The sequence below is a fragment of the Pseudomonas tensinigenes genome (genome assembly GCF_014268445.2).
Lineage (GTDB): Bacteria > Pseudomonadota > Gammaproteobacteria > Pseudomonadales > Pseudomonadaceae > Aquipseudomonas > Aquipseudomonas tensinigenes.
Map to the genome: position 1 here is coordinate 1,957,365 of NZ_CP077089.1, position 26,070 is coordinate 1,983,434.

The following is a 26,070-nucleotide window of genomic DNA, read 5'->3' on the forward strand; positions in this document are numbered from 1 at the left end:
CTCACTCAATTTAGCCATTGCCGACGTTTTCGGCTTGCTCCACTGGCAAAGATACCGCAGAGCAGCGCCAATAGCGCTACTCCGGCGCCCGTGACGAACCACTGCTGCTGATCGGTCAACAGACGCGGCAGCGGGCTGGCCTGGGCTTCCTTGAGTTGCAGCTTGAGACGCTGGTTCTCCTGGCGCAACCGGGCAAGCTGGGCGCTTTCGCGGGTGTTGTCGGCATTTTGCAGTTGTTTGCTCAGTTCTTCCCGCTGCTGCTCGCTGGCCTTGAGGCGCTGCTGCAACTCGGTGATCTGGCTGCCGGCGCTTAACGACAATGGCGTGGAGCTGCCGCCTTCGGTGGTTTCCTCACCATGGGCGGGCGCCATGATCGACAACGTGACCAACATCAGACACAACGGACCCTTGCGCATCGCGACACCTGTTTCCAAATGGATATTGGGCAGGTTGTCGGCAGGCAAACGAGAATAATGAGCGATTGAGAACGCGATGAACCGAGAAGGTTCATCGCGTGGGGATAGCGTTACGGCAGGACTTGCTTGAACGGCTTGACGATCACATTGGCGTAGACGCCGGCGGCAATGTACGGATCGGCATCGGCCCATGCTTGTGCAGCGCTCAGCGAATCGAATTCGGCGACGATCAGGCTGCCGGTGAAACCCGCTGCGCCCGGATCATTGCTGTCGACGGCCGGGTGCGGACCGGCCAATACGATGCGGCCTTCGCCCTTGAGCGCTTGCAGGCGTTCCAGATGCGCAGGGCGCGCGGCCAGGCGTGCTTCCAGTGAGTTGGCGACGTCGGTGGCAATGATGGCGTAGAGCATGTCAGTCCTCGGTTTTTGGTGTTGTTGTGGTATCGGCATCGTGCAGATGGCGCGACAGGTAAATGCCCTGTGCGACCAGGAATACCAGGGTCATGCCCAGGCTGCCGAACACCTTGAAGTCCACCCAGTAGCTCTGGAAGGTGAAGGCGACGAACAGGTTGGCGGCTCCGCAGAACAGGAAAAAGGCGATCCAGGCGATGTTCAGGCGGGTCCACACCGGATCCGGCAGGGTCAGCGCGTGGCCCATGATGCGTTTGATCAACAGGCGATCGCCGATGAAGTGGCTGCCGATGAAGGCGACGGCAAACAGCCAGTTGACCACCGGCGCTTTCCACTTCAGGAAGGTTTCGCTGTGGAAGGCCAGCGTCAGGCTGCCGAACACCAGGCAGGCGATCAGGGTCAGCCATTGGCTCTTTTCCAGCTTGCGCTGTTTGATGAACAACGCGCCGTACACCACCAGGGAACTGATGATCAGCATCGCCGTGGCACTGTAAATACCGCCTACAGTGACTTCATGGCCAGCGATGTCGACGACCCGTGGATCAAGTTTGTAAACGATGAAGAACAGCAGAAGCGGGATGAAATCGATGAATTGTTTCACAGTGAGAGCCAGAAGCTGGATGTGGCGGCATAATAACAAACATATGGGCGCGCGATAGCGCCAGCTGATTTGAGGTTACAACTCCCCGTGAATGTTGATTTGCACTGCCATAGCACGGCCTCCGATGGCGCCCTGGCGCCTGCGGTTCTGGTTGCGCGTGCGTTCGAGAACGGCGTGCGAGTCCTGGCGTTGACCGACCACGACACCCTCGAAGGCCTCGCCGAAGCGCGTACGGCCGCCAATGAATTGGGTATGCAACTGGTCAACGGCGTTGAGTTGTCCTGCACTTGGGGCGGCGCGACCATTCATGTGTTGGGCTACGGTTTTGATGTCAATGCGGCGCCGCTGGTCGAGGCAATTGCCAAATTGCACGATGGCCGCTGGCTGCGGTCGGAAGAAATAAGCCGCAAGCTCGCCCTCAAGGGCATGCCCGGTGCCCTCGAAGGCGCCCGGCAGGTGCAGCAGGAACTGGGCGACAGCGGCAACGCCCCGGCCCGTCCGCATTTTGCCGACTGGATGGTGCGTGAAGGGTTTGTAAAGGATCGCGCCGAGGCATTCCGCAAATGGCTCGGCGCCGGCAAGCTGGGTGACGTCAAGTTGCACTGGCCGACGCTGGAAGACACCGTTGGCACACTGCGCGCCGCCGGTGCCTGGGTCAGTCTGGCGCATCCTTGGCATTACGATTTCACCCGCAGCAAGCGCCGAAAGCTGATTGCCGACTATATTCAAGCAGGCGGGCATGCAATCGAGGTGGTCAATGGCCATCAGCCTGCGGAACAGGTCGGCAGCCTGGCAATCCTTGCCCGTGAGTTCGGTCTGCTGGTCAGCGCCGGCAGTGACTTCCATGGCCCTGGCGGCTGGTCCGAGATCGGCCAGTACCGGCCGGTTCCCGAGGACCTTCCACCCCTGTGGTGTCGGTTCAAACATGACACAGATATTGCCGCCGTCTGAACAGGTAGAGAATGTGAGTCAATTTTTCCAGATACATCCGGAAAACCCGCAAGCGCGCCTGATAAAACAGGCGGTCGAGATCATCCGCAAGGGCGGGGTGGTGATTTATCCCACGGACTCTTCCTACGCGATCGGTTGCCAAATCGGCGATAAAACCGCGATCGAGCGTGTTCGTCGCCTGCGTCAGCTCGATGAAAAGCACAATTTCGCCCTGATCTGCAGCGACCTGTCGCAACTGGGCAACTACGCCAAGATCGACACCGGCACCTTCCGTATTCTCAAGGCGCATCTGCCGGGGCCGTACACCTTTATTCTCAACGCCACCCGCGAAGTGCCGCGTCTTTTGCTGCATCCGAAGAAGCGCACCATCGGCCTGCGCGTGCCGAGCCATCCGATCGCGCTGGCGCTGCTGGCCGAACTCGGTGAGCCGCTGATGAGCGTGACCCTGATCATGCCCGGCGATGAAGACCCGCTCAGCGATCCGTACGAAATGCGTCAATTGCTTGAACATCAGGTGGACTTGATCGTCGACGGCGGCTTCGGCGGTATTAAAGCTTCGACGGTGATCGACCTCACCGGCGATGACCCGGAAGTGGTCCGCGTCGGTTGCGGCGATCCGACGCCGTTCATGGTCGAGGCCTGAATGTCCGCAGTGGAAACCGTTGTCGATCCCCAGGCCGGCGCTCAGCAGGAACTGCCGTTTGCCATGGTCTATGGCCAGGCGGTCATGGAAATGCCGCTGGATCTGTACATCCCGCCGGATGCGCTGGAAGTCTTTCTTGAAGCCTTCGAAGGTCCGCTCGACCTGCTGCTGTACCTGATCCGCAAACAGAACATCAACATCCTCGACATCCCGGTGGCGGAAATCACCCGCCAGTACATGGGTTATGTCGAGCTGATGCAGTCGGTGCGTCTGGAGCTGGCCGCCGAATATCTGGTGATGGCCGCGATGCTCGCCGAGATCAAGTCGCGCATGCTTCTGCCGCGTGCCGAAACCGTCGAAGACGAAGAAGACGATCCGCGCGCCGAACTGATCCGCCGCTTGCAGGAATACGAGCGTTTCAAGGCTGCTGCTGAAGGCATCGACGGCTTGAGCCGCGTCGGCCGCGATGTCATCGTGCCCAAGCTCGACGCCCCGGAAGCCCGCGCGCGCAAGCTGTTGCCGGATGTCGCGCTGGAAGAAATTTTGATGTGCATGGCCGAAGTGCTGCGCCGTGGCGATATGTTTGAAAGCCACCAGGTCAGTCGTGAAGCACTGTCCACCCGCGAACGCATGAGCGATGTGCTGGAACGGCTCAAGGGCGGCGGTTTTGTGCCGTTCGTCGAGCTGTTCACTGCTGAAGAAGGCAGGCTGGGTGTGGTGGTGACCTTTATGGCGATCCTTGAACTGGTCAAGGAATCCTTGGTCGAGCTGGTGCAGAATGAGCCGTTCGCCGCGATCCACGTGCGAGCCCGAGCCGAATAACGAGTCGAAACATGAACCTGACTGAACCCCGCGAGCTGGCACCCCTGCTTGAAGCCTTTCTGTTGGCCTCGGGAAAGCCGCAATCCCTTGAGCGCCTCTTTGAACTGTTTGAAGAGGGCGAACGCCCCGAGCCTGCAGTTTTCAAGAAAGCCCTGACCCTGCTCGGCAAGTCCTGCGAGGGCCGTGCTTTCGAACTCAAGGAAGTCTCGTCGGGCTATCGTTTGCAGATCCGCGAGAAGTTTTCGCCGTGGGTCGGTCGCTTGTGGGAAGAGCGCCCGCAGCGCTATTCCCGTGCGCTGTTGGAAACCATCGCGCTGATCGCCTATCGCCAGCCGATCACCCGTGGCGAGATCGAAGACGTGCGCGGTGTGGCGGTGAACAGCAACATCGTCAAAACCTTGCTTGAGCGTGAGTGGATCCGCGTCGTCGGTTACCGCGATGTGCCGGGCAAACCGGCGATGTTTGCCACCACCAAAGGCTTTCTCGATCACTTCAACCTGAAGAACCTCGAAGACCTGCCGCCGCTGGCCGAACTGCGCGAGATGGAAACTGACCCGGTGCTTGATTTCGACGATGCGCCGGTGCCGCAGAACTTGCAGGAACTGGCCGACGCCAGCGCCGAGCCGGAGGAGGAGAAGGAAGAGACCAGTTTCCATACGTTGTTGCTGGAGCTGGACAGCATGGAAGAGGGGATCAAGACCGACTTCGACGATTTGCTGCGGGATGCGGTGGATGGTGAGGCACCGACGGTTGATGCAGAAACCGAGACTGAGCCTGCGCCGCAGATCGCCGAGCCAACCATTGAAGTTGAACTTGAAGCTGAGCCAGAAGCCGAACCGGAAGAAGACATTCTTGGCGTCGCCGAAGCCCGCGAGAAGCTGTTGGCCGCCGTCGCCGCCCTCGAACAACCGGCGCCAGCGCCCGAGCCGGAGCTAAGCGAAGAAGAAGCCGAAGCCCGCGCCCTGGCCGAAGCCATCGAAGCCGAGCGCCGCGAATTCGAAGACTGATTACGAACAACTGTGGGAGCGAGCCTGCTCGCGAATGCGGTGTGTCAGACAACGATGATGTCGACTGACAGAGCCCTTTCGCGAGCAGGCTCGCTCCCACAGGAAACGGTGCATATTCGGAGTGAGTGATGAGTTCCACCAAAGACCCGTGCATCAGCCTCTGCAAATTCACCGACGACATCTGCCTCGGCTGCGGCCGCAGCAAGCGTGAAATCAAGGCCTGGAAGAAACTCGACAAGGACGACAAGCGCACCGTACTGGCCGAAGCCGCGCTGCGCCTGATCAAACTCGGTGGCGCCGGTCGGCGGAAAAAGAAATAACTGTCGATCGATCAGCTAGTCTCTGATGCGCGACGGCGCACATCCGCGTATGATTCGCGACCCTTCGCCGATCCCTTCGGCCGAGAACCCAGATTTCAATGCTTCAGGCGCCGCCTGAACAGACCACACCGGGAGGTGCCCAGATGAGCGACATCATTCAGAAAGACGACCAGGAAATCGGCCCAGCAGGCGAAAAGCTGCAGAAAGTCCTCGCCCGTATCGGCGTCGGTTCGCGCCGTGACGTGGAATCCTGGATCAGCCAGGGCCGGATCAAGGTCAATGGCAAAGACGCCACCCTCGGTCTGCGCGTCGACATGCACGACGCCATCACTATTGATGGCAAGGTGATCAAGCGCGAAGAGGCGGCCGAATCGGTGCGCCGCGTGATCATGTACAACAAGCCCGATGGCGAGATCTGCACCCGTGACGACCCGGAAGGCCGTCCGACCGTGTTCGACAAGCTGCCGCGTCCGAAAGAAGGGCGCTGGATCAACATCGGTCGTCTCGACATCAACACCACCGGTCTGCTGATGTTCACCACCGACGGTGAACTGGCCAACCGCCTGATGCACCCGTCCTACGAGATGGACCGTGAGTACGCCGTGCGTGTACGCGGTGAAGTCGACGACGAGATGATCGAGCGTTTGAAGGCTGGCGTGGTGCTGGAAGACGGCCCGGCCAAGTTCACCGACATCAAACAGGCACCGGGCGGCGAAGGCTTCAACCACTGGTATCACTGCGTGGTGATGGAAGGCCGTAACCGTGAGGTTCGTCGTCTGTGGGAATCGCAAGGTCTGGTGGTCAGCCGTCTGAAGCGCGTGCGTTTCGGCCCGGTGTTCCTCAACTCCGACCTGCCGATGGGCCGCTGGCGCGAAATGAGCCAGTACGAAGTCGACATCCTCAGTGCTGAAGTCGGCCTGACGCCGGTTGCCATGCCGCAGCTGAACGCCAAGAGCAAAGACAAACTTGAGCGTATGCAGCGCAAATCGTCGCGGCCGATGGCCAAGACCGAGCGCGTCCGCACGCTGCGTCCAGCCGCTGGCGCGCCGACCGGCCCACGTCCAAGCCGTGAGCCGCAGATCGAAGGCGAGCGTCCAGGTCGCAAGCCAGTCGCCCGTGACGGCGAGCGCACTCCGCGTCCAGCCAACGGTCGTACTGAACGTGGCGAGCGTGGTGCGCCTGCCGGTCGCGGTACGCCAGTGGCGGATCGTCCAGCGGACACCACCAACAAGCGTCCGGCCAAACCTGCGCCGAAGCGTCCGGGGATCAAGCTGGTTGATGGCGACAAGCCGTCGGGCAAGCGTCGTGGTGCGCCGGCCGGTTCCGGTCAGCGTCCAGGGTTTGGTCGCAAGAAACCGGAGTAAGGCAGCTGTGAGCTTCTAGCGGCAAGCTTCAAGCTAAAGCAGAAACGCCAACCTCAGGGTTGGCGTTTTTTTTCGTCTGGCAGAAGTCATGTAGCGACTGATTCGGCCTCTTCGCGAGCAGGCTCGCTCCCACATTGGAATTGCGTGGAACATAAATTCCCTGTGGGAGCGAGCCTGCTCGCGAAGGCGTCAGTCGCCTAAAACACAAAACGCCCATCAAACACCGGCTTGTCATCCAGCGCCAACACCCCGCCAGAAAAGATCAGATCCAGATGATGACTACCCTTGGCGCCACCGCCCAAGCCAAGGTGCAAGCCACAATGCCGCTCCTCAAATCCGGCATTACGCGCATACAAATCCTTCACGCCTTCATTGGTGCCAATCCCCAACTCCTCAATCCGCCGGTTTGAAGGGTTGGCATCCAGATACTTGTTGAAATCATGCTCCAGCCCCGGCACCTCGGTGGCGATGCGGCTGATGGTGGAATTCTCGATCCACAGCTCCAGCGGCGACTCCAGCACGCCGTACTTGCGCGCGAACGGAATGGTGCTGAGGAACGTGCCCTTGAACTTCACATGGCCATTGATGGCTTCACTGTGCGTGGCGATTTCGCCGGGCGCCAGGTCGAAGTTGCCGACGCCGTTGATGTCGGTCCACTTCTTGATGCTGCTCAGCGGCGTTTCGAACCATGAGCCGTCATCGTCCTTGAAGCTCAGCGTGGTCGCCTGGGACATGCGCTGGATCAGGTGACTGTTGAGCCCGGCGATGCGCTGCGGGGTGACGCTGAAGGTGTCGTAGAAATAATCGCCGTAATCCTTGAACAGCAGCGACTTCTTCCAGTTTTCTGCCATCACGCCTTGCAGCGCACGGACGAACTCCGGGCCGTCGGGACGCGGGTTGGGCAGGGTGGAAGAGTCGTAGAAGAAAATGTACAGATCGCTGTCGGTAATCGCCGAAGTCAGCGTTGCGGTGCTATCCAGGTCCAGACGTCGGGCGCTGAACTGGAAACGAGGATGATCGCCAGCCTGTTCGGCGATCGCGCCGGTCAGCGCTTCATAATCAGCCGTGTGGCCGAGCAGTACCTTCGCCGAGTCGAGGCCGGCAAGGGCAGGGTGGTGTTCTAGGTAGTAAAGGAAATGCGAGATCGCGCGGGGCTTATCCATGAGTCCTCCCTGACTGACCGTGAAGAAAGTGGCAGGCACGACCGGCCGGATCGTGCCTGCCCGGTGATGTCTTACAGAGGCCACATCGCCGTGCCGAACGGAACTACCGCGTCGGCTTGCATCATTTCTACTGCTGCCTCGTGGGTCGGTGCTTCAAACCATTCGTCCAGTTGCAGTTCGGTATCCAAGTCTTTTTCCAGTGCTTGCATGGTCGATCTCCTAGATGACTTTCACGGTTGTGACTGGCCGGTCGAGGTGGCCGGCAAGACGTGAAGAACCTAGTTCAGGGTTTTTTGTAATGCAAAAAATTATTCATTTAATTTTTAAATAGACTTTTTATTCTGTTTTTTTTCTGGGTTTTTCTTATTTGAAAACAAAAAACTAAGTCGTGGTTTTCATTAGCAAGCTAGCGACCGTCAATTTGCAGACGTCCGACAGAATTTTCTGAAATGGAAACTCTGCGTTACGCATCGTAAAGAAATGTTTACGAAAAACCCGATAAAACCGAGTGAAACCAACCCGTCATGACCGCTGTAAGGAAAAGCTGCCGCAGCCTGCTCCGCCGCGGGCCGGGCAGGGCTCTGGCACGCTTGTTTCAGCGGCGTTTGCAGGGTGAGATGCGCCCCATGCCTGTCGTGCAGGTGCATAACAAGAAGGAGGCGCAATGAACGCCGTGACTGATCTCCACCTCTCTCCGTGGGACGGTTTTTTCCTCGTCCACGCCGATGGCCTGCAAAGGCCTGACTCAATTTTTGCAGCCGCTCGGGTGTCTCGAGGCGGACACACGCAATCCCGGCAACCATCACGCTGATCCAGCGGGGTCTGGCAGCAGGGGGTTAGCGGTGTACAATGCGCCGCGTTTTAACTGTGACCCTCTGCGTAATCGCAAAAATCTCAAGGCTATCCGCCTTGTTCACTCCGTCGCGCCACAAGCGTTTCGGGTTCGATTTCGTCACAGATAAAAACAAACAGGTGACGCATGACCGTTGTAAATAAGCTGAACTCCTGGTGCCTGCGCTGGGGTTTGATCGGGGCTGCTTGAAATCGCAACCTTGCAGCAACGTCTACTGAACATCATCAAACCTTGCGTGAGACCTTTTTCATGAGTGGACAACCCTCGCAATCAGGCGAGCTGAAACGCGGCCTGAAAAATCGCCATATTCAACTGATCGCCCTCGGTGGCGCGATCGGTACCGGATTGTTCCTCGGCTCGGCCGGGGTACTGAAATCCGCCGGCCCGTCGATGATTCTCGGCTACGCCATCTGCGGCTTCATCGCCTTCATGATCATGCGCCAGCTCGGCGAGATGATCGTCGAAGAGCCGGTGGCCGGTTCCTTCAGCCATTTCGCGCACAAGTACTGGGGCGGCTTTGCCGGCTTTCTGTCGGGCTGGAACTGCTGGATTCTGTACATTCTGGTGGGCATGTCGGAGCTGACCGCAGTCGGCAAATACATCCACTATTGGGCCCCGGACATCCCGACCTGGGTCTCTGCGGCAGCCTTCTTCGTGCTGATCAACGCGATCAACCTGGCCAACGTCAAAGTCTTCGGTGAAGCCGAGTTCTGGTTCGCGATCATCAAGGTTGTGGCGATCGTCGGCATGATTGCGCTCGGCAGCTACCTGCTGGTCAGCGGCAACGGCGGTCCGCAAGCGTCGGTAACCAACCTGTGGTCGCACGGCGGGTTCTTCCCGAACGGCGTCAGCGGACTGGTGATGGCCATGGCGATCATCATGTTCTCCTTCGGCGGTCTGGAAATGCTCGGTTTCACCGCCGCTGAAGCCGACAAGCCGAAAACCGTGATCCCGAAAGCGATCAACCAGGTGATCTACCGGATCCTGATTTTCTACATCGGTGCACTGGTGATCCTGCTGTCGCTGACCCCATGGGACAGCCTGCTGGAAACCCTCAACGCGTCCGGCGATTCGTACAGCGGCAGCCCGTTCGTGCAAGTGTTCTCGATGCTCGGCAGCAACACCGCCGCGCACATCCTCAACTTTGTGGTGTTGACCGCAGCGTTGTCGGTGTACAACAGCGGCACCTACTGCAACAGCCGCATGCTACTGGGCATGGCCGAGCAGGGCGATGCGCCGAAAGGTCTGGCGAAGATCGACAAGCGTGGCGTGCCGGTGCGGTCGATTCTGGCTTCGGCGGCGGTGACCCTGGTCGCTGTGTTGCTCAACTACTTTATTCCGCAGCACGCGCTGGAACTGCTGATGTCGCTGGTGGTTGCGACGCTGGTGATCAACTGGGCGATGATCAGCTTCTCGCACTTCAAGTTCCGCCAGCACATGAACAAGACCCAGCAGACGCCGCTGTTCAAGGCGCTGTGGTATCCGTACGGCAACTACATCTGCCTGGCGTTCGTTGCGTTCATCCTTGGCGTGATGCTGCTGATCCCGGGCATTCAGATCTCGGTGTATGCGATTCCGCTGTGGGTCGTGTTCATGTGGGTCTGCTACGTGATCAAGAACAAGCGCGGTGCGCAGCAGGCCGTGCACGCGGCAGGTGCTGCCAAGTAAGCGCTGACGCAGAAACACAAAACCCGGCCTGAGCGCCGGGTTTTTTTATGGCTGCAAATGTTGGAACGCTATTGATAGTCGGCGAGAGGATAGTCCCTGCACAGGGTTTCGACCTCTGAGCGAAACTGCGTGAGGAGCAGCGGTTCCAGGGTGTAATCCTGTTCGCCGAGCGGCGCCACCGTATTCAGAATCCGCACGATCAAATCGACGATCTGGCGGCTGCCGTGGACATCGACCCGGCGTTGCGCCAGCGCGCCCGTGCCGATACGCAGCCCGCTGGTAACCAGTGCCGAGCGGGGATCCTCGGGTACGCGATGTTTGCTGACGATGATCCCGCAGTGCCCCAGCGCCGCCTCCGCGATAGCCCCCGTGATGCCACCCCGCAAGCGAACCAGCACCGTGTGGTTTTCACTGCAGCCGCCGACCACTTCATACTCCTTGGCCTGAAACGCTTTGGCCATTTCATCCGCCGTGCTGCGGATCTGCGCCATGCAGGCATCGAATGCTGCGGACATTGCATAACCCAGCGCGGCAGCTTTCGCAGCGATCATGTTGGCAGCAGGCGCGCCCTGCATTCGCGGGTAAACGGCTTGATCAAGCAGGCGACTGAAGGTGGTCCGCAAGCCAGGAATCTTGGTGTTCGCATCAGCACCGCTGAGAATCACGCCACCACGAGGCCCGGCGAGTTGCTTGTGCGTGCAGGTGACGGTGACATGGGCGGCGTCGATCGGACTTGGGTGGCGCCCGGTGGCGACCAGCCCGGCGATATGCGAAATGTCGGCGAGCAGGATGGCCCCGGCTTCATCGGCAATTTCGCGAAACCGCTTGAAGTCCACTTCGCGCGAATAGGCGCTGGCGCCGCAGAGGATCACGCGTGGGCGATGGGCGAGTGCGAGCAGGCGCACCTTGTCGTAATCGATCAGGCCGTCTGCTGTCGTGCCGTACTGAATCGCCTTGTAGTAGGCGCCGGAAAACGCGGCGAGGCTGCCATGCGTGAGATGACCGCCGTGTTCCACCGCCATGCCCAACAAGGTATCGCCCGGCTCTAGCAAAGCTGTGAGCACTTGGTAAACGGCGTTTGACGCTGAGTGTGGCTGCACGTTGGCGTATTGCGCGCCGAACAGTTGCCGCGCCCGGCGGATGGCCAGCGATTCGACCCGCTCGACGTTCTCGCACCCTGCGCTGTGGTGCTTGCCGGACATGCCTTCAGCGGTCACGTTGACCAGCACGGAAGCGGAGGCCGCCAAGGTTCGCGGCTGGACTGCGCAGGAGGAGGAGACCAGTGAAAGCGTGTGCTGTTGACGCGTGACTTCAGCGTCGAGAATGGCCGCCAGTTCGGCGTCTTCTGCGCGAAGATCCGCCAGGCCGCGTCGCAGCAAGTCAGCCTGGTTCTTGAGCGGTTCAGTAATGACTGCCATTGCTTGATTCCTTCCCTGGTTTTGCGTGATTTGCGCATGTCCTTGCTTGCCAGATCTGTACAGGCGAATCCGTGTTTTGACCGCTGTGCGCGCAAAACTAAACCCTGTACAGGCCTCCCGGTTTTTCGTTCTTTCACTCTTGAGAATGAGACGCCGGGTTGACGCATCATAAATTTTTCAGTGAGGAACGCCACAGAATTAATCAAAAAAATGAACATTATTCAAAGAAAATGATTCTTTTTGTGGTCGCGTCGGGTGTAAAACAGGCATTGCCCGGTGCCGATTTTCCGGCCTTGGGTGGAAGTCGAAAGGAACTGACGAGTCCGTACGGAGGCTGAAATGACCCCGCACGTTGGCGGAAGCCGCCTGTGAAAGCTGACTTTTTATACCGAACCCAGGGAGGGAGAATGCTATGATCCTGCGCGGCACTGACAGGGATATAACTGCAATTTCCTACCTCACTTGTGTATGTTCGGAATGATCATTCGGGACGTGACATTGATTGCAGTTAAAAATGGATGATAAGCATGTGATGCACAGAAGAGAAAGATCGGAGAATCTGAAGAACAACATCAAATACCTGATAAAGAGTCGCGGGGAGACGCAACTGTCCTTGTGCAACTCCAGTGGTTTGACCCGAACGACCATCTACAACATCCTTGAAGGCAAGGTGGTCAATGTCCAGCAGTCCACTGTGCGCAAGATTTCTGATTTCTTCGGGGTGTCTTACGAAGAAATAGAGACGATTGATTTTGAAGAAAAGGAAATCATCGAAAGCAGTATTTCGCCACAGGGGAACATGAATCCGGCGGCGGTGCCTGTCATCAAGGAAAGTCTGCTGCTGCAAAGTCTGGATAAGAGAATTGGTGAGTTGGCCACGATTTATCCACTGACTTACTATTTTGGCGCGTCCTTTAACCTGATTGGCGTTTTGCTGGAAAATGAAATCAGCGGTATGAATGAACCTGGCGATCTGTTGATCGTGCAGAAAGGAGCGTCGACCAGCGACAGGGAAAAGCTGGTGTATGACAAAATCACAGCGAAGTTATCTATAAGCCATGAAGGCAGCTTTGATACGGATCGTGTATGCGTAATCGGAGATGTAATCGAGGAACGATTTAATGGATTGCAGTGTTGATGTTGAAAACAGCAAGTACAAGTTGCTGGGGTTCGAAAATGGAAAAAGCCTGGCCGTTATCATGGTTATTGCGACAGGCAAAATAATTAAAATAAAGCTAAGTGAAGTGTTGAATAGTGAGATTATGGATAATCTGAATAAAATCGAAGTGAAAAACCTCTACAAGAAGTTTTACTCCCAGGGCGGCGCACTCACCGCTTACGAAATCAATGACCGTCATGAGAGTTCCTGGATGATCTACATCATCCTGAACCTGATGCTGTTCACGCTTTACATTTTTACCAGTATTGCAGCGACAAAACCGATCTACCTCGAGTATTTTGATATTGTCGTAACGCCGGGCACCTTCCTCTATCCGCTGACATTCCTGATCGTCGACTTGCTTAACGAAACGTTTGGCCTGAGGCTCGCGCGAAAAGCGATCCTGTTCGCGTTCATCAGCAACGCCGCGATTATCATTCTGCTGGCCATCACGACTCATCTTCCGGGATTGCCGGGCTGGAAACTCGATGGCGCTTACAATGATGTTATCAGTCAGTTGTCAGCAGTTCTGGTAGCGTCTTCTATATCGTTTCTGGTTTCCGAGAACATAAACTCGTACCTGTTGTGCAAAATCAAAGAACTCACAAATTCCAGATTTCTGTTTTTGCGAGTGTTTTTAAGCACATTGTTTGCTGTGATCATCGACAGCTTTCTGTTCTGCTATATCGCTTTCTACGGGACGATGGAAAATAGCGCGATACTGGGCATGATCTACGTTCAGATCGCAATCAAGGTAGGTTTTGCCTTCTTTAATATCTTGCCGGCCTACGGCGCAAGATCATTGTTCAAGAAATACCTGACGGGTGCGCAGACGCAATAAAGAGAGGAGGGCGCTCACTCGGCATGCTTGAGTGAGCGCTTCTTTTTGCGGTTTTACTTTAAGCCAAGTTTCTCTTTCAAACGTTGAGTCACCTGTACTTTATTGTTCAGGAACTCATTCAAGCCTTTGGCGCGAAGATTACAGGCGTCGCAATCGGAACATCCAGTGCCCTTGATGCCGTTGTAGCAAGTCAGTGTTTCTTCGCGAACCAGATCCAGTTGATGGTGGTAATCAGCCAAGGCCCAGGTTTCTGCCTTGTTCAGCCACATCAATGGCGTATCCAGTTGCAGCTTGTAATCCATGCCCAATTCAAGGGCTTTATTCAAGGCCTTGACGAACTCATCCCGGCAATCGGGATAGCCCGAGAAGTCGGTTTCACAAACACCGGTAATGACCGTTTTGGCCTGGACTTGATAGGCATAGATAGAGGCCAGGGTCAGAAACAGAATGTTCCGCCCTGGAACAAAGGTGCTTGGCAGGCTCTCGCCGGAACTGTTCACGGTCGGGACCGGAATGTTATCGCGGGTCAGGCTGCTGATGGCTAGCTCATTGAGCAAGGACACATCCAGCGTTTTATGCACGGTGACACCGAGCTTTTTCGACAGCTGCTGCGCCACTTCAATTTCCGCGTGATGACGCTGACCATAGTCGAACGTGATGCAGTGGACTTCATCGTAATGGGTCAGGGCGTGGATCAAGCACGTGGTGGAGTCCTGCCCGCCGCTGAATACGATAACTGCTTTGTTGGTCATGGTTATGCTTCCTGCATTGAGGTCTTGAGGGCAAAGAGGGAGATGATACTCGAAATAGGGATGGAGTTCGGTGCCGAGTCCAGATGCGCGCGTGAGTCCGTGAGCGGCGATCTTGAGGTGGAGTGAGGCTTCAATACCTGAATAATAGGCATGTTAAATAGGAACCGTTTTTAGACCGTTGCTAAAAGCAGAGGGATTTAAACAACTGGCACGGCGCCCGGTGTGGCCAGCGCCACTTGCTCACCGCACTTGCGCCCAAACACTAGCTTTTCCATCGCTTCGACAAAAGTTCTGCCCTGCAGCCAGAACCCGTCATGAATGAAACTCATGGCGTAGCAGCGACCTTTTTCGTCCATCAACAGTGCAGCGTGGCCATGATGAATTTCGGCGATGTTCACCAAGGTGCTGCCCAAGCGTTGCTGCCAGGCCAAGAAGTCTTCATCTCCATACAGGTGCTTAAAGGCGCAAAACGCTACATCGCTGGTAGCGCAGTCTTCGCCTGGGCCGCAGGTGCCGACGGTCAGGCCGGCCAGTTGTTCGAGCAGAGCAGCGGCCGGATGTTCGCGCGGGACGAAATCCGGCAATGGCACGATATGGGTCACAGGCCAACCGGCAGCCAGGAACAGTGGGTGGAGAGTCTCGGGAAGTTCGATCAGCGGGTGCATTGGGAGCGTCCAGGCGTAGGCAGCGTTTCTGCATTAACGGTCGCCCCGATGAAGTTGGTTTCAAGAGTTATTTCTATATTGTCTATATTTTTCAGTTGAAATAGGTCGTTAAGCATTAACTTGAATTCGTCAGGCTTTCATAATTCGAATGTAAAAAATATTTTTTATCTAGGTGTTTGATATTGCACATGCGTAACACCTTAATGCTCAGAGCTTAAAGAGTTTGACTCCTTAATTTTACTGCTCGATATTTTTGGGACGGCAAAAATCCTAATAATTTCATCTTTGGATGCGGAGTCATAAAACCTGCTTTCATGAAAGTCAAAAACAGTCTCAAAACCTAACATGTGAAAGTTCTTTTTTACTTCTTTCATTTCTCGTGACACTGCTTTTCTTTTTTTTACGCGTATCTTATCCATAAACCCGTTTGAAGCAGGTCCTGGATAAACAAAAATATTTGGAATAATGACGTCACCCTCATCTAGTCCATCAAAATCGGTGAAAGTAATGGCGTAGAAATCTGGCTTGTCTGTCGTCCCCATTATCTTTATAGAATTCATTAAAAAGATAGCGGTACTCACTAGGAATTCCGAAACTTTATCGTTGTTCATCTCCTCTTTTAAAAAATCCAAGCGGCTGTATCTGGATACGATCGGTATCTCTTCGAAGCTTTCGTAGCTTTCAAAGAACACGTTCATGTTGTTGTACGGTTCTTTACTTATGATTTTGTTATAAAGTTCAACCAGCTTCATTTAAGGGATACTCCATCCATGATCGTTTAGCCATTCTTTTGTTTTCTTGGAAAAAGTCACGTCCCCTTTTCCTTTATCATGTATTGACCCATCAAGATTGTATCCGGACCCGCACTTGCAGTGTGCATGCCATTGGCTGCTAGGTACACTCTGTTCAGGCTCGTCAATTCGAGTAATTTCCGCAGGTGCTTGGCCTCTTCTAACCTTTGATTGAGCCTGTTTGGGTGTGCCTCCAGGTTGTGCACCTTTTTTAGCCAATCCTAATGGATCGACCCAGTTCGAAGGATTCGGAGCGTACTCGAAGAGGTTCAAACCTCCAGCGTAGCCAATCGGATCTTGACTAATAAACCGCCCAACCCCCGGATCATAGTACCGATACCGATTGTAATGCAGCCCCGTCTCATGATCGTGATATTGACCCTGGAACCGTATCGGGTTCATCACACCATGCTGCCGCGCCCACTCCGAGCGCTGCTCCGTCACCTGTCCCCACGCCTTGTATTGCGCGGTCCAGGCCAGGTTGCCTTGGGAATCAGTCAGTTCTTGCGGGGTGCCGAGGTGATCACACTGATACCAGGCCAACGCGTCAAACGGTAATGCCGTTGCCTTGTGATTCCACACCGGGTCTTCATCGAGGCTGTATTCACCGGTGTAATCCGGCAGCCCAATCAGATCGATCGGCGCGTGCCGTACAGCTTGTGCAACAGGGACAAAAGTGCCGGGTTCGAAGACGTAGTGCACCGTGCGACCCGGTTCGCCATCGCTTTGTGCCGGACTGCTTTCCCAGGCGAGGTTGTCACCATCCCAACCGTACAAGGTGAAGCCGCAACCCAGCTCGCGCTGTTTGCGCGCGTGTTCGTTTCTGTTCCAGAGAGAGCCTGCTTCAGGACGCTGTTTGTAATGTGCGCGGGAGTTTTTGTGCAGGCGGCGTCCCAGTGCGTCGTAGGCGAAATCCACGCTCAGGCGCGGGTCTTCGAAATGCACCAGTCGATCAAACAGATCCCAACGTAGATCACTGCGTTGGCCGTTGTGCCAGCGCTGAATCTGGTTGCCGCGTTCGTCGTAGTCGTAGTGGGTGCCGGCGTATTCGCGCAGGAGGTTATCGACCAGTTTGCTGCGTGGTGGGGTCAGGTCCAGTGGGCGGCGAATTTCTGTCGCCTTGTCGTCGAGCAGGTTGCCGGCCGGGTCGAAAGCGAAGGTTTCCACGCCTTGACGTGTGGTGGCGCTGAGCAGTCGGCCGACCGGATCGTAGCGATAGGCGAGCGGGCCGCGACGGCTGTCGTTGATGTCGGTCAGTTGGCCGGCGGCGTCGTAGCTGTACTCGCGTTTGAGCAGCGTGGATTTGTCGTCGCTGCGGCCCAGCAGTTGTTCTTGCAAACGGCCGGCCGGGTCCCAGCTTTGGGTTTGCAGCAGGTGGTTGCCTTGATGGCGGGCGACTTCGCGGTGCAGGTCGTCGCGTTCGTAGCCGATCAGTTCGTGTTCATCGAGGCGTAGGCCGAGCAGGTGGCCGCTGCCGTAAGTCAGCCAGCTGACGCGGTGGCCGTCGGGGCGCACGCTGGCGACTCGTTGGTTGAGCACGTCGTACTCGTGCTGCCAGATCGCGACGGTGGGTTTTTCCAGTCCGAGGTAATGTTGGTGTTCGCGCAGCAGATTGCCGGCCGGGTCATGGAACCATTGCAGGCGGCTGTCGGCGTTGTCGGCCAGCACCAGGTTGCCGTTGCCATCGTAAGCGAAAGTCTCGCTTTGCGATTGGTCGCCCAAGGTGGCACGACGTTCGGTCAAACGGCCCATCGGGTCGAAGTTCAGCGAGATGACGCGTTGGCCATTGATCGATTGCGCGAGGCGCCCGGTGAGCGGGTCGTACTGATAACGCGTGCTGCGTCCATCGAAACCACGTTCTTCGAGCAGGCGTCCGACCGGGTCGTAGTGGAAGTGCGCACGCTGTTCGTTTTCGTTTTCCAGCGCCGTTAACCGTCCGAGACGGTCCCAGCGATAGCGCAGGGTTTGCTCTGCGGCATCGACACGTTCAGCGATCAAACCGGCAGCGCTATAGCTCCAGGTGGTGCAACGATCGAGAGCGTCGACATGCGCCAGCAGCCGACCTTCGGCGTCGCGCTCAAAGCGCTCTTCGGTCTTGTCCGGGTGCTTGATCAGCACCAGTTGGCCGGCCTTGTATTCGTACTCGGTGGCGTTGCCGGCAGCGTCGGTGAAGCAGATCATCTGCCCCAGTTCGTTGTACTCCCACGCGCTGGTTTTGCCCGAGCAATCGACGTACTCGACCAGTTGCCCGGCGTCGTTGTAGTCGAGGGTTTTTTCGTTGCCGTTGGCGTCCTTGATCGCGGTGGGCTGGCCGGATTTGTTGTAGGCGTATTCGGTTTTGTTGCCCAGCGGATCCAGCGCTTCGACCAGGTTGCCTTGGTCGTCATAGGCGCGCTGCCACTGACCGCCCTCGGCGTCACTGATCTTGATCAGCAGGTCCTGATCATCGTAGGCGTAATGCATCACCGTGTGATCGGCGCGGATGTGTTCGAGCAGGTTGCTGCGCTCATCGTAGCTGTAGCGATCGGTGCTGCCATCGGCATTGACGCGGCGCACGATGTTCTTGGCCTCGTCGCGGAAGAACCATTCCGAACGCTCGTCGGCGTAGCGAATGCGATAGGTGTAGCCAAGGATGTCGTAGTAGTGCCAGGTCTCGTTGCCAAGCGCGTCGGTGACGTAGGTCAGACGGATGTTTTCGTCCCACTCCAGGCGCGTGTCGAAGCTGCCGTCGTCGGCCCATTCGCGAATGGCTTTGGCCTTGGCGCTCGATCCGTCCCACTGCAGGTTCATGCCGCGCCCGGTGCGGTCGGTGTAGCGGGTGATCAGGTGATGCTCGAACTGATATGACCAGACGGCGCCGTTCTCGTCCTGTGCCTGAATCAGGTCGCCATAGGCGTCGTACTGATAGGCGCAGAGCTGGCGCAGCGGTTCGCCGTCATCGATCTGCCAGAGGCCGATAAACCGGCCGTGATCGTCGATCATCGTGCCGAGGTGCAGGTGCACTTTGGTGAAGTCGTTTTCCTGATAGGTGATCAGGTCGGAGAGCAGCGAGTGTTCGCCGTGACGATGCTCGTAATGCAGCATCACTCCGGCGCCGTTGCGCAGTGAGATGTTGCTCAGCACAAAGCGCTGGCCACGGCGGACGTAGGTTTCCTTGCGCTCGAAACCACGGCACAGCAACAACTGCTCTTCGCTGTTGCGGACCAGGGTGATGTCTTCGATGGCGTCGTAGTGGAACAGGCCGACTTTAGGCAACGGATAGCTGTGGTCACGGCCGTCGGCGCCGTAGAACGTCAGGCCATCATCCAGGCAGTCAAAGCGCGTGGTGAATTCGCTGATCCAGCGAGCGCCGAGGTCGCTCTGATCGTAGGCGTCGAGGCGTGAGTTGTAGGTGCGCGTCCATTCGATCGGGAAGGGGCCGGGCAGGCTGAAATCGGTATGGCTGAGGCTTTCCGAACCCAAGGCAAAGTTGATGCTGAATTCAGTGGCACATTTACAGGGACCTTTCTCCGGATTGGGCGCGCTTTTCGCTGGGGCTTGCTTGTTGTTAACACCCAATTCGCCTTCCGCTGCCGTGTGGGTGGCCTTACCGGTCTTCTCCGTATGGACCGCGGCGTTCTGGCCATGGGCATAGCGCTTGCGCCACAGGGTCACGGCACTGGACAGGATCTGCAGCAGCCAGCCGATGGAGTTCTGCACATTTTTATCGTCGAGCTTGCTCAACTGCGTGCGCAGTTCCGGGCCCATCGCGCGCAGTTTTCCGGTCTCGGTGGTGATCTGTGTCTGGAGCTTGGTCGACACCAGATTCTGCGCGACGCTGTTGGCCAAGCCCTTGCCTGCCGCTTTCAAGGCGCTGTTGGCCGCCGCTAAAAAGTTGTCGGCCGTCGCGAGGGGGTCGTTGAGGAGTTGGCCACGCCCGACGCTGGCTCTCGCGCTGGCTTCCTCCAGATCACCCTTGGCATCCAGCCGGCCAAGGGCCGTTGTTTCGATACCGGTGGCAATCTCGTTGATGATTTGTTCGCCGAGCTTGCCAGCGTCCGCCAGAATCCCCGGCAACTTGCCTTTGGCTTGCTCAACAAAGTCATCGAGGGTGCCGATGATCGAGGCGTTCAGGTGACCGACCAGTACCTCGATCACGGAAGTGCTGAGCAGCAACTTGCCGCTGGCCCTCATCTCCTGACGTACCAGAAACAGCGTCGGCCGCAGGGTCATGCGCGCCGCTGCCATCGACGGCGGCAACGGCAAGACGCCGATCAGGTTGATGCCAAGGCTGGCCCACGTGAGCAAGTCGCGTTGCTTGGCGTCCGACAGGGTGACAATGTCACTCAGCGCATCGACGAGCGCCATGATGTTGCCGACCACCGGCAAGAAACCGGCGTAGTTCTTGATCCGGTCAAGCGTGACCACGCCATCGGTGGCGGATTGCAGCCAGGCATCGAAAGCCGCCGCACTGCTGGCGACGTCCTGAACGTCGATGGCATTGAGTGGAACGATGGCAGCTTGGGGCTCACGTTTTGCGACAGCAGTTTCAGTGGTCATTACGGCATCTCACCCGGCGACAAGGTCCGGGCTTTGCGGGCAAAAATTGAAGACCTCAATGAGCGGGCGAGAAAAAGCCGCCTCTCAGAGGTACGCATCAAAGTGAAAAAACGGAATTAGCTGACGACAGCGCCTTTCGGGCCACTGGCAATCAACGCGGCGCCGCAGGCGGTTTTCATGCCGTTCAGTGCGATGGGTGTGCCATCGACGGTGTAGGTGCTGCTGCCCTCGGCAATCGGGAAAACCCCTTTGCACAATGGGCAACTGACCTTGTGACCGACCCCGGCAATCGGCTTGCCGTTGAGGTCGGTCTGAGAGAAGGCTTCGAGCACTTTGCCACCGTGCGTGGTGGAGTCGCCCAAGCGAATTGCGTCTTTCATTGCGTCATTCCTTTGACCGAGGGTGGCTGGCTCGGCGAGCAACCCTGTCGTTCCTGCCTGCGTTCAGCACGCGTTAGTGCCGATTTGATATCAAAATCCGTGCCAGCCACTATATGGCCGCTACGCAGTAAGGGTTTGCGCCGGATGCCTGTGGGATAAATCGATTTTTGCTGGGGAAAAACGGTTCAAAGTGCGCAAGAAGTTGCGCAGTGCTGTGCAACTTCTTGCGCACTCGGCTACAGGGCCCGTTTGGCATGGGCTGCAGACGATTGACGGGCGTTTTTTTGAAGACAGGTGCGCAAGAAGTTGCGCACTTGGGCGGCTGATGAATTCTGACAAATCGATGCCGATTGCACTGATCTCAGCGTGAACAGGCGAAGGTCTGCAGTGGATCTTCAGCAGGTTCAAGGTCTGTTTCGCGGTATCCTGCGCGTTCTGATTACGGACGTTTTTCCATGCTGGTGATTTCCAACAACGTGCATCTGCCGGATGCCGAGATCGAACTGACGGCCATTCGCGCCCAGGGCGCCGGTGGGCAGAACGTCAACAAGGTCTCCAGCGCCATGCACTTGCGCTTCGACATACCGGCCTCGTCGTTGCCCGAGTTCTACAAGGAGCGGCTGCTGGCGCTGCGCGACAGTCGCATCACCAGCGATGGCGTGCTGATCATCAAGGCCCAGCAATACCGCACGCAGGAAGCCAACCGCGCCGATGCGCTGGAGCGTCTGGTCGAGCTGATTCTCAGCGCCACCAAAGTCGAAAAGAAACGCCGTCCGACCAAGCCGACCCTCGGTTCAAAGAAGCGCCGGCTCGAATCGAAAACCAAGCGCGGCAGTATCAAGGCCGGGCGCGGCAAGGTGGATTTCTAGTCTTCGCGATACTTGGCGGTGTGCTTGTACAGATACACGCTCAGTGCCAATCCGCTTAACGAGGCGAGGGCAGCGAAGAGGAAGATCGAGGCAAAACCGAAACCCGCCGCAATCGCCCCGGCCAATGGCCCGGTGATCCCCAGCGACAAGTCGATGAATAGCGAGTAAGCGCCGACGGCTGCGCCGCGACTGGAGGCCGGCACCAGATTCACCGCTTCTACACCCAGCGCCGGGAACACCAGCGAGAAACCAAACCCGCTCAACGCCGCACCGGCCAGCGCCCAGTGCGCGTCCGGCGCCAGCCACAACAGCAACAGGCCAAGGGTTTCCACCGACAGACAGGCAATCGCCACGCGAAAACCGCCGAGGCGGTTGATCAGGTTGCCAAACAGCAATCGCGCACCGATGAAGCTGGCCCCGAACAGGCTCAGGCACAGCACCGCGTTGTCCCAATGCTGGGTGGCGTAATACAGAGTGATGAAGGTGGCGATGGTGCCGAAGCCGATCGAACCCAGTGCCAGACCGCAGCCATGGGGAAACACTTTGCCGAGCACATGCATGAACGGCAGACGTTCGCCGGCGACAATCGGTGCCGGCGTTTTTGGCCACGCGAGCAACAGGCCTAGCGCGGCGAGCAGGATGATGCTGACGCCCATGCTCCACAACCCCAACTGGCCGACCAGCCACACGCCGAACGGTGCGCCGACCGCCAGTGCGCCGTAACTGGCGATGCCGTTCCAGGAAATCACTTTGGCCGTGTTTGCCGCGCCAACGCGGCCGATGCCCCAGCCAATCGAGCCGGAACCGACGAGGCTTTCGGCGCTGCCCAGCACCAGACGGCCAATTAACAGACTGATCAAACTGAACATCGGCATGCTCGGGGTCCACGCCGAAATCAGCATGAACACACCGCTCAAGCCACACCCGGCCAAACCAATCATCACTGCACGTTTGCTGCCCTGGTTGTCGATGATCTTGCCGGCGTACGGGCGGCTGAGCAGGGTGGCGAGGTATTGCACGCTGATCACCAGACCGGCGATCACTGCGCCAAAGCCCAGATCGCTGTGGACGTAACCTGGCAACACCGCGAGCGGAATGCCGATGTTCAGGTAACCGATAAAGGTGAAGAGGACGATGGAAACGACTTGCAGCGTAACCGCCAGGGGGCGCTGGGGTTCTGGCATAGAGGACGACATGGGTAACGATCCACGGGAGCGGCAGATTAGATAGGCTGCTTATGATACCGGCGCGGACGGATCTGGGGCGGGAAAAGTAAAACTATTTGCCGGGTGGGTGTTTCAGGATTTGGCCGGGGCAACCAGTTGTGTGGTGACCAGCGCAGCCAGGGCGTTTTCTTCGCTGCCGAAACGGGCGAGCAGGGCGGCTTGTTTCTCGGGCGAGAGACGGTTCCAGATCTCGATCATTTTCTCGGTGGCGCCGATCAGGACGGCAGCTTGGCTTTCGGAGAATTCGTCGGTCATGGCGGGCTCGGGTTTCAGGCAGTGTGGAAAGCGCATGTTAGCGCTTTCCACACGGTCTGTACGACGGGTCTTACTCTTCGTTGTCGGCCGGGCGGCTCTCAACGGCTTCTTTCGGTTCGGGCTGCCCCGCGCCGGCTTGTTGCGTGGTCGTCTGCTCAGGTACGTGCAGGCTTGGGAAGGGGAGATTAGGAATCTCGTGCATGGTTGCGCTCCTCGCTAAGTCTGTTGATAGATCTGGTAGATCCGCGCTTTTAGAAAGCCTGCGAAGGATACAGCAGGAAAAATGACAATCAGACTTTTAATTCAAATTAATGCGACAGATGGCCGCAGGGGAGGGCAAAACCCAAAGGTCACCACAAAACAAATGTAGGAGTGAGCCTGCTCGCGATAGCAGTGTATCAGTCAACTAAGATGCTGGCTGATACACCGCTATCGCGAGCAGGCTCACTCCTACAGGGGTATTGCGGTGTTACTTGCTGACGTCGGCGATGGCTTGTGCCAGCAGGGCGAGGCGCGTAGCGTCGATACCGGCGACGTTCGCCCGGCCCGAGCTGACCATGTACACGCTGTGATGCTCGCGCAGTTGCTTCACTTGCTCCGGCGACAGGCCGGTGTAAGAGAACATGCCGCGCTGCACACCAATGTGTGCAAAACGCTCGCGCAGGCCATGCGGTTCCAGCGCTTCGACCAAGCCGCTACGCAGTTGCGCAATGCGCAGACGCATGGCTTCCACTTCATCGGCCCAGCGCGCTTTCAGCTCCGGGTCGGCGAGGATGGTCGCGACCACTGCCGCGCCGTGATCCGGCGGCGTCGACCACAGGTTACGGGCGATGTTGGCCAGTTGGCTGCGGATGTCGATGAGCTTGTCGGCGGTTTTCGCGCAGACGATCAGCGCGCCGGTACGATCGCGGTACAGGCCGAAGTTCTTCGAGCAGGAACTGGTGATCAGCAACTCTGGCACTTCTGCCGCGAACAACCGAGTCGACCAAGCATCCTGCTCCAGACCGTCGCCAAAACCCTGGTAGGCAAAGTCGATCAGCGGCAGCAGGTTGCGGCTGCGCACCACGTCGAGCACACGCTGCCAGTCGTCATGATTCAAATCGAAACCGGTCGGGTTGTGGCAGCACGCGTGCAGCAGCACCACATCGCCTTTCGGCACTTCATTGAGCACGGCGAGCATGGCTTCGACGTCGAGGCGGTTGTCGCTGCCCACATACGGGTAGTGACTGACCTTGACCCCGGCCGCGGCGAAAATGGTTTCGTGGATCGGCCAGGTCGGGTTGCTCAGCCACACGCCTTTGCCCGGCAGGCACTGGGCGATGAAGTCGGCCGCCAGACGCAGGGCACCGGTGCCGCCCGGGGTCTGGGTGGCGCCGGCACGTTGTTCGGCGATCAGCTTCGAGTCGGCGCCAAGCACCAGCTCATTGATGACTTTGCCGAACAGCGGGTTGCCGTGGCCACCGATGTAGGTCTTGGTGTCCTGGCTTTCGACGAGGCGCGCTTCAGCGATTTTCACCGCTTCCGGGATTGGCGTCAGGCCCTGGGCATCCTTGTAGACGCCAACGCCCAGGTCGAATTTGCGCGGGTTGCTGTCCTGCGCATACGCCTCCATCAAGCCGAGGATCGGGTCGCCGGGTACCCGGCCGATGGCGTCGAAATGCATTACTTGCGTCCTTCTGCAGTCTTGGCCACTTCGTCAGTGCGCGCGGCCATGATGAAGTCGTTGCGGTGCAAGCCTTTGATCGAGTGGCTCCACCAGGTCACGGTGACTTTGCCCCACTCGGTCAGCAGGCCCGGGTGATGACCTTCGGCCTCGGAGATCTCACCGACAGCGTTGGTGAAGGCCAGCGCGTGTTTGAAGTTCTTGAACAGGAAGACCTTCTCCAGTTGCATGATGCTGTCGCGTACTTCGATGTTCCAGTCAGGGATCTGCTTGATCAGGATCGGCAGTTCTTCGTCGCTGACTTGTGGCGCATCGGCGCGGCAGGCTTCGCAGTGGGCTTGGTTCAAAGTGGACATGGCGTATTCCTGAAATCGAGTGTGTTTTTTTTATTAAAGCGTTTAAGCCGTCAATGCCGTCACGCTAAACCAAAGTAACGGCGACGGACAGGCTCAATTGTCAGCAAAAGTCGCGGTTCACGCGGCTTTCGGTTTCGGCGGAAATTTCGGTGCGTGCAGACCCAACTGCATGCCTTGGCGAACCATGGCCATGATGTCTTCATGGGCCACGTCGAACAGACGCTTGAGGTTCGGCAGGACAAAGTACAGCGGTTGCAGGATGTCGATGCGATACGGCGTGCGCATGGCTTCCAGCGGATCGAAGGCCTGATGCTCGGGTTCGTCCGACAGCGAGTAAACGGTTTCTTTTGGCGAGGACAGGATGCCGCCACCGTAGATGCGTTTGCCTTGCGGGGTGTCGACCAGGCCGAACTCGATGGTCATCCAGTACAGGCGCGCCAGATAAACGCGTTCTTCCTTGGTGGCCTGCAAACCGAGCTTGCCGTAGGTGTGGGTGAATTCGGCGAAATACGGGTTGGTCAGCAGCGGGCAGTGACCAAAGATCTCGTGGAAAATATCCGGCTCTTGCAGGTAGTCCAGCTCTTCACGGGTACGAATGAATGTAGCGACCGGAAATTGCTTGCTGGCCAGCAGTTCAAAAAACGTCTGGAAGGGAATCAGCGCCGGCACGCGGGCGACCTGCCAACCGGTGGTCTCGCCGAGCACCTTGTTGATCTCGCCGAGTTGCGGAATGCGGTCGTGGGGCAGACCGAGTTTTTCGATACCGTCCAGGTACTCCTGGCAGGCACGCCCTTCAATCACTTTCAGCTGGCGAGTGATCAGCGTGTTCCACACCGCGTGTTCTTCGGCGGGGTAGTCGATAAAACCTTGCGCATCGGGCTCGCGGGCCACGTATTGCGTCTGCTTCATACTGCTCTCCTGCTAGGGGAATTCGTTCT

General features: G+C 57.6%; 27 protein-coding genes. 10 read left to right on the forward strand and 17 right to left on the reverse strand.

Annotation, left to right across the window (positions count from 1 at the left end; translation table 11 throughout):
• Positions 1 to 5 precede the first annotated feature (5 nt).
• The 3 genes from HU718_RS08615 to HU718_RS08625 all read right to left on the reverse strand — a co-directional run bounded on the left by HU718_RS08615 (position 6) and on the right by HU718_RS08625 (position 1,427).
• A complete protein-coding gene (locus HU718_RS08615) occupies positions 6 to 416 on the reverse strand; it encodes an SH3 domain-containing protein (protein ID WP_038363742.1) in 411 nt (136 codons plus the stop codon).
• 110 nt (positions 417 to 526) lie between these two features.
• On the reverse strand, positions 527 to 826 hold the full coding sequence (locus HU718_RS08620) for a YciI family protein (RefSeq protein WP_016987935.1): 300 nt from the start codon (positions 824 to 826) through the stop codon (positions 527 to 529).
• Position 827: 1 nt separating this feature from the next.
• Positions 828 to 1,427, reverse strand: coding sequence for a septation protein A (locus HU718_RS08625; RefSeq protein ID WP_007919675.1), 600 nt, complete (start codon positions 1,425 to 1,427; stop codon positions 828 to 830).
• 87 nt (positions 1,428 to 1,514) lie between these two features.
• On the opposite strand from HU718_RS08625, the gene HU718_RS08630 reads away from it, so the two are divergent.
• The 6 genes from HU718_RS08630 (at position 1,515) to rluB (ending at position 6,534) form a co-directional block, all read left to right on the forward strand.
• A complete protein-coding gene (locus tag HU718_RS08630) occupies positions 1,515 to 2,378 on the forward strand; it encodes a PHP domain-containing protein (protein WP_134177735.1) in 864 nt (287 codons plus the stop codon).
• A gap of 13 nt (positions 2,379 to 2,391) precedes the next feature.
• Positions 2,392 to 3,021, forward strand: a complete 630-nt coding sequence (locus tag HU718_RS08635) for an L-threonylcarbamoyladenylate synthase (protein WP_034153313.1) — start codon at positions 2,392 to 2,394, stop codon at positions 3,019 to 3,021.
• Positions 3,022 to 3,843, forward strand: coding sequence for a segregation and condensation protein A (locus HU718_RS08640; protein WP_024012074.1), 822 nt, complete (start codon positions 3,022 to 3,024; stop codon positions 3,841 to 3,843).
• Between the two features lie 11 nt (positions 3,844 to 3,854).
• Complete coding sequence (scpB, locus tag HU718_RS08645; RefSeq protein ID WP_186616388.1) at positions 3,855 to 4,850, forward strand: SMC-Scp complex subunit ScpB; 996 nt, start codon at positions 3,855 to 3,857, stop codon at positions 4,848 to 4,850.
• A 128-nt stretch (positions 4,851 to 4,978) separates the two neighbouring features.
• The gene (locus HU718_RS08650) at positions 4,979 to 5,170 is read left to right on the forward strand and encodes a DUF1289 domain-containing protein (RefSeq protein WP_007919669.1); all 192 of its coding nucleotides are present in this window, start codon (positions 4,979 to 4,981) and stop codon (positions 5,168 to 5,170) included.
• A gap of 143 nt (positions 5,171 to 5,313) precedes the next feature.
• A complete protein-coding gene (rluB, locus tag HU718_RS08655; protein WP_095122761.1) occupies positions 5,314 to 6,534 on the forward strand; it encodes a 23S rRNA pseudouridine(2605) synthase RluB in 1,221 nt (406 codons plus the stop codon).
• Between the two features lie 197 nt (positions 6,535 to 6,731).
• Here rluB and HU718_RS08660 read toward each other — a convergent pair whose 3' ends face one another.
• Together HU718_RS08660 and HU718_RS08665 are read right to left on the reverse strand one after the other, a co-directional pair.
• A complete protein-coding gene (locus HU718_RS08660) occupies positions 6,732 to 7,697 on the reverse strand; it encodes a M29 family metallopeptidase (RefSeq protein WP_186616387.1) in 966 nt (321 codons plus the stop codon).
• Between the two features lie 71 nt (positions 7,698 to 7,768).
• Complete coding sequence (locus HU718_RS08665; RefSeq protein ID WP_003222780.1) at positions 7,769 to 7,906, reverse strand: hypothetical protein; 138 nt, start codon at positions 7,904 to 7,906, stop codon at positions 7,769 to 7,771.
• Positions 7,907 to 8,799: 893 nt separating this feature from the next.
• On the opposite strand from HU718_RS08665, the gene HU718_RS08670 reads away from it, so the two are divergent.
• Complete coding sequence (locus HU718_RS08670; RefSeq protein ID WP_095122757.1) at positions 8,800 to 10,218, forward strand: amino acid permease; 1,419 nt, start codon at positions 8,800 to 8,802, stop codon at positions 10,216 to 10,218.
• Between the two features lie 68 nt (positions 10,219 to 10,286).
• Here the strand turns inward: HU718_RS08670 and glyA are convergent, their stop codons facing one another.
• A complete protein-coding gene (glyA, locus tag HU718_RS08675; protein WP_186616386.1) occupies positions 10,287 to 11,636 on the reverse strand; it encodes a serine hydroxymethyltransferase in 1,350 nt (449 codons plus the stop codon).
• A 532-nt stretch (positions 11,637 to 12,168) separates the two neighbouring features.
• Here glyA and HU718_RS08680 point away from each other — a divergent pair.
• Together HU718_RS08680 and HU718_RS08685 are read left to right on the forward strand one after the other, a co-directional pair.
• Positions 12,169 to 12,774, forward strand: a complete 606-nt coding sequence (locus HU718_RS08680) for a helix-turn-helix transcriptional regulator (RefSeq protein WP_186616397.1) — start codon at positions 12,169 to 12,171, stop codon at positions 12,772 to 12,774.
• The gene (locus HU718_RS08685) at positions 12,758 to 13,636 is read left to right on the forward strand and encodes a queuosine precursor transporter (RefSeq protein WP_016987923.1); all 879 of its coding nucleotides are present in this window, start codon (positions 12,758 to 12,760) and stop codon (positions 13,634 to 13,636) included. The genes HU718_RS08680 and HU718_RS08685 overlap by 17 nt, the downstream gene beginning before the upstream one ends.
• 53 nt (positions 13,637 to 13,689) lie before the next feature.
• Here HU718_RS08685 and queC read toward each other — a convergent pair whose 3' ends face one another.
• From queC to HU718_RS08710, 5 genes are all read right to left on the reverse strand, one after another.
• Complete coding sequence (queC, locus tag HU718_RS08690) at positions 13,690 to 14,388, reverse strand: 7-cyano-7-deazaguanine synthase QueC (protein ID WP_007919656.1); 699 nt, start codon at positions 14,386 to 14,388, stop codon at positions 13,690 to 13,692.
• Positions 14,389 to 14,585: 197 nt separating this feature from the next.
• Entirely contained in the window at positions 14,586 to 15,053 is a 468-nt protein-coding gene (locus tag HU718_RS08695; protein WP_186616385.1) for an SUKH-3 domain-containing protein, read from the reverse strand.
• A gap of 200 nt (positions 15,054 to 15,253) precedes the next feature.
• Positions 15,254 to 15,805, reverse strand: a complete 552-nt coding sequence (locus HU718_RS08700) for an Imm15 family immunity protein (RefSeq protein WP_225936848.1) — start codon at positions 15,803 to 15,805, stop codon at positions 15,254 to 15,256.
• Positions 15,806 to 20,383 carry an RHS repeat-associated core domain-containing protein gene (locus HU718_RS08705; protein WP_225936849.1) on the reverse strand — a complete coding sequence of 1,526 codons (4,578 nt, stop codon included), beginning with the start codon at positions 20,381 to 20,383 and terminating at the stop codon, positions 15,806 to 15,808.
• A 116-nt stretch (positions 20,384 to 20,499) separates the two neighbouring features.
• Entirely contained in the window at positions 20,500 to 20,763 is a 264-nt protein-coding gene (locus tag HU718_RS08710) for a PAAR domain-containing protein (protein WP_150730758.1), read from the reverse strand.
• A 455-nt stretch (positions 20,764 to 21,218) separates the two neighbouring features.
• On the opposite strand from HU718_RS08710, the gene arfB reads away from it, so the two are divergent.
• The gene (gene arfB, locus HU718_RS08715; RefSeq protein ID WP_007920134.1) at positions 21,219 to 21,632 is read left to right on the forward strand and encodes an alternative ribosome rescue aminoacyl-tRNA hydrolase ArfB; all 414 of its coding nucleotides are present in this window, start codon (positions 21,219 to 21,221) and stop codon (positions 21,630 to 21,632) included.
• On the opposite strand, the gene HU718_RS08720 is transcribed toward arfB, so the two are convergent.
• The 6 genes from HU718_RS08720 to phhA all read right to left on the reverse strand — a co-directional run bounded on the left by HU718_RS08720 (position 21,629) and on the right by phhA (position 26,041).
• On the reverse strand, positions 21,629 to 22,816 hold the full coding sequence (locus HU718_RS08720; protein WP_186616396.1) for an MFS transporter: 1,188 nt from the start codon (positions 22,814 to 22,816) through the stop codon (positions 21,629 to 21,631). The genes arfB and HU718_RS08720 overlap by 4 nt on opposite strands.
• A gap of 114 nt (positions 22,817 to 22,930) precedes the next feature.
• On the reverse strand, positions 22,931 to 23,113 hold the full coding sequence (locus tag HU718_RS08725; protein WP_025113527.1) for a hypothetical protein: 183 nt from the start codon (positions 23,111 to 23,113) through the stop codon (positions 22,931 to 22,933).
• Positions 23,114 to 23,183: 70 nt separating this feature from the next.
• Complete coding sequence (locus HU718_RS29805) at positions 23,184 to 23,315, reverse strand: hypothetical protein (RefSeq protein ID WP_016987951.1); 132 nt, start codon at positions 23,313 to 23,315, stop codon at positions 23,184 to 23,186.
• Positions 23,316 to 23,582: 267 nt separating this feature from the next.
• Positions 23,583 to 24,776, reverse strand: a complete 1,194-nt coding sequence (locus tag HU718_RS08730) for an amino acid aminotransferase (protein WP_186616384.1) — start codon at positions 24,774 to 24,776, stop codon at positions 23,583 to 23,585.
• Entirely contained in the window at positions 24,776 to 25,132 is a 357-nt protein-coding gene (locus tag HU718_RS08735) for a 4a-hydroxytetrahydrobiopterin dehydratase (protein ID WP_003222798.1), read from the reverse strand. Before HU718_RS08735 ends, HU718_RS08730 begins: the two co-directional genes overlap by 1 nt.
• Positions 25,133 to 25,249: 117 nt before the next feature.
• Positions 25,250 to 26,041: a phenylalanine 4-monooxygenase gene (phhA, locus tag HU718_RS08740; protein ID WP_007920123.1), complete on the reverse strand. Its 792-nt coding sequence runs from the start codon at positions 26,039 to 26,041 to the stop codon at positions 25,250 to 25,252.
• Positions 26,042 to 26,070: the final 29 nt, after the last annotated feature.

Coding starts and splice junctions, on each gene's coding strand:
- HU718_RS08615 (WP_038363742.1), bottom strand. CDS start 416: ATGCGCAAGGGTCCGTTGTGTCTGATGTTGGTCACGTTGTCGATCATG.
- HU718_RS08620 (WP_016987935.1), bottom strand. CDS start 826: ATGCTCTACGCCATCATTGCCACCGACGTCGCCAACTCACTGGAAGCA.
- HU718_RS08640 (WP_024012074.1), top strand. CDS start 3,022: ATGTCCGCAGTGGAAACCGTTGTCGATCCCCAGGCCGGCGCTCAGCAG.
- scpB (WP_186616388.1), top strand. CDS start 3,855: ATGAACCTGACTGAACCCCGCGAGCTGGCACCCCTGCTTGAAGCCTTT.
- HU718_RS08650 (WP_007919669.1), top strand. CDS start 4,979: ATGAGTTCCACCAAAGACCCGTGCATCAGCCTCTGCAAATTCACCGAC.
- rluB (WP_095122761.1), top strand. CDS start 5,314: ATGAGCGACATCATTCAGAAAGACGACCAGGAAATCGGCCCAGCAGGC.
- HU718_RS08660 (WP_186616387.1), bottom strand. CDS start 7,697: ATGGATAAGCCCCGCGCGATCTCGCATTTCCTTTACTACCTAGAACAC.
- HU718_RS08665 (WP_003222780.1), bottom strand. CDS start 7,906: ATGCAAGCACTGGAAAAAGACTTGGATACCGAACTGCAACTGGACGAA.
- HU718_RS08670 (WP_095122757.1), top strand. CDS start 8,800: ATGAGTGGACAACCCTCGCAATCAGGCGAGCTGAAACGCGGCCTGAAA.
- glyA (WP_186616386.1), bottom strand. CDS start 11,636: ATGGCAGTCATTACTGAACCGCTCAAGAACCAGGCTGACTTGCTGCGA.
- HU718_RS08680 (WP_186616397.1), top strand. CDS start 12,169: ATGCACAGAAGAGAAAGATCGGAGAATCTGAAGAACAACATCAAATAC.
- HU718_RS08685 (WP_016987923.1), top strand. CDS start 12,758: ATGGATTGCAGTGTTGATGTTGAAAACAGCAAGTACAAGTTGCTGGGG.
- queC (WP_007919656.1), bottom strand. CDS start 14,388: ATGACCAACAAAGCAGTTATCGTATTCAGCGGCGGGCAGGACTCCACC.
- HU718_RS08695 (WP_186616385.1), bottom strand. CDS start 15,053: ATGCACCCGCTGATCGAACTTCCCGAGACTCTCCACCCACTGTTCCTG.
- HU718_RS08700 (WP_225936848.1), bottom strand. CDS start 15,805: ATGAAGCTGGTTGAACTTTATAACAAAATCATAAGTAAAGAACCGTAC.
- HU718_RS08705 (WP_225936849.1), bottom strand. CDS start 20,383: ATGACCACTGAAACTGCTGTCGCAAAACGTGAGCCCCAAGCTGCCATC.
- HU718_RS08710 (WP_150730758.1), bottom strand. CDS start 20,763: ATGAAAGACGCAATTCGCTTGGGCGACTCCACCACGCACGGTGGCAAA.
- arfB (WP_007920134.1), top strand. CDS start 21,219: ATGCTGGTGATTTCCAACAACGTGCATCTGCCGGATGCCGAGATCGAA.
- HU718_RS08720 (WP_186616396.1), bottom strand. CDS start 22,816: ATGCCAGAACCCCAGCGCCCCCTGGCGGTTACGCTGCAAGTCGTTTCC.
- HU718_RS08725 (WP_025113527.1), bottom strand. CDS start 23,113: ATGACCGACGAATTCTCCGAAAGCCAAGCTGCCGTCCTGATCGGCGCC.
- HU718_RS29805 (WP_016987951.1), bottom strand. CDS start 23,315: ATGCACGAGATTCCTAATCTCCCCTTCCCAAGCCTGCACGTACCTGAG.
- HU718_RS08730 (WP_186616384.1), bottom strand. CDS start 24,776: ATGCATTTCGACGCCATCGGCCGGGTACCCGGCGACCCGATCCTCGGC.
- HU718_RS08735 (WP_003222798.1), bottom strand. CDS start 25,132: ATGTCCACTTTGAACCAAGCCCACTGCGAAGCCTGCCGCGCCGATGCG.
- phhA (WP_007920123.1), bottom strand. CDS start 26,041: ATGAAGCAGACGCAATACGTGGCCCGCGAGCCCGATGCGCAAGGTTTT.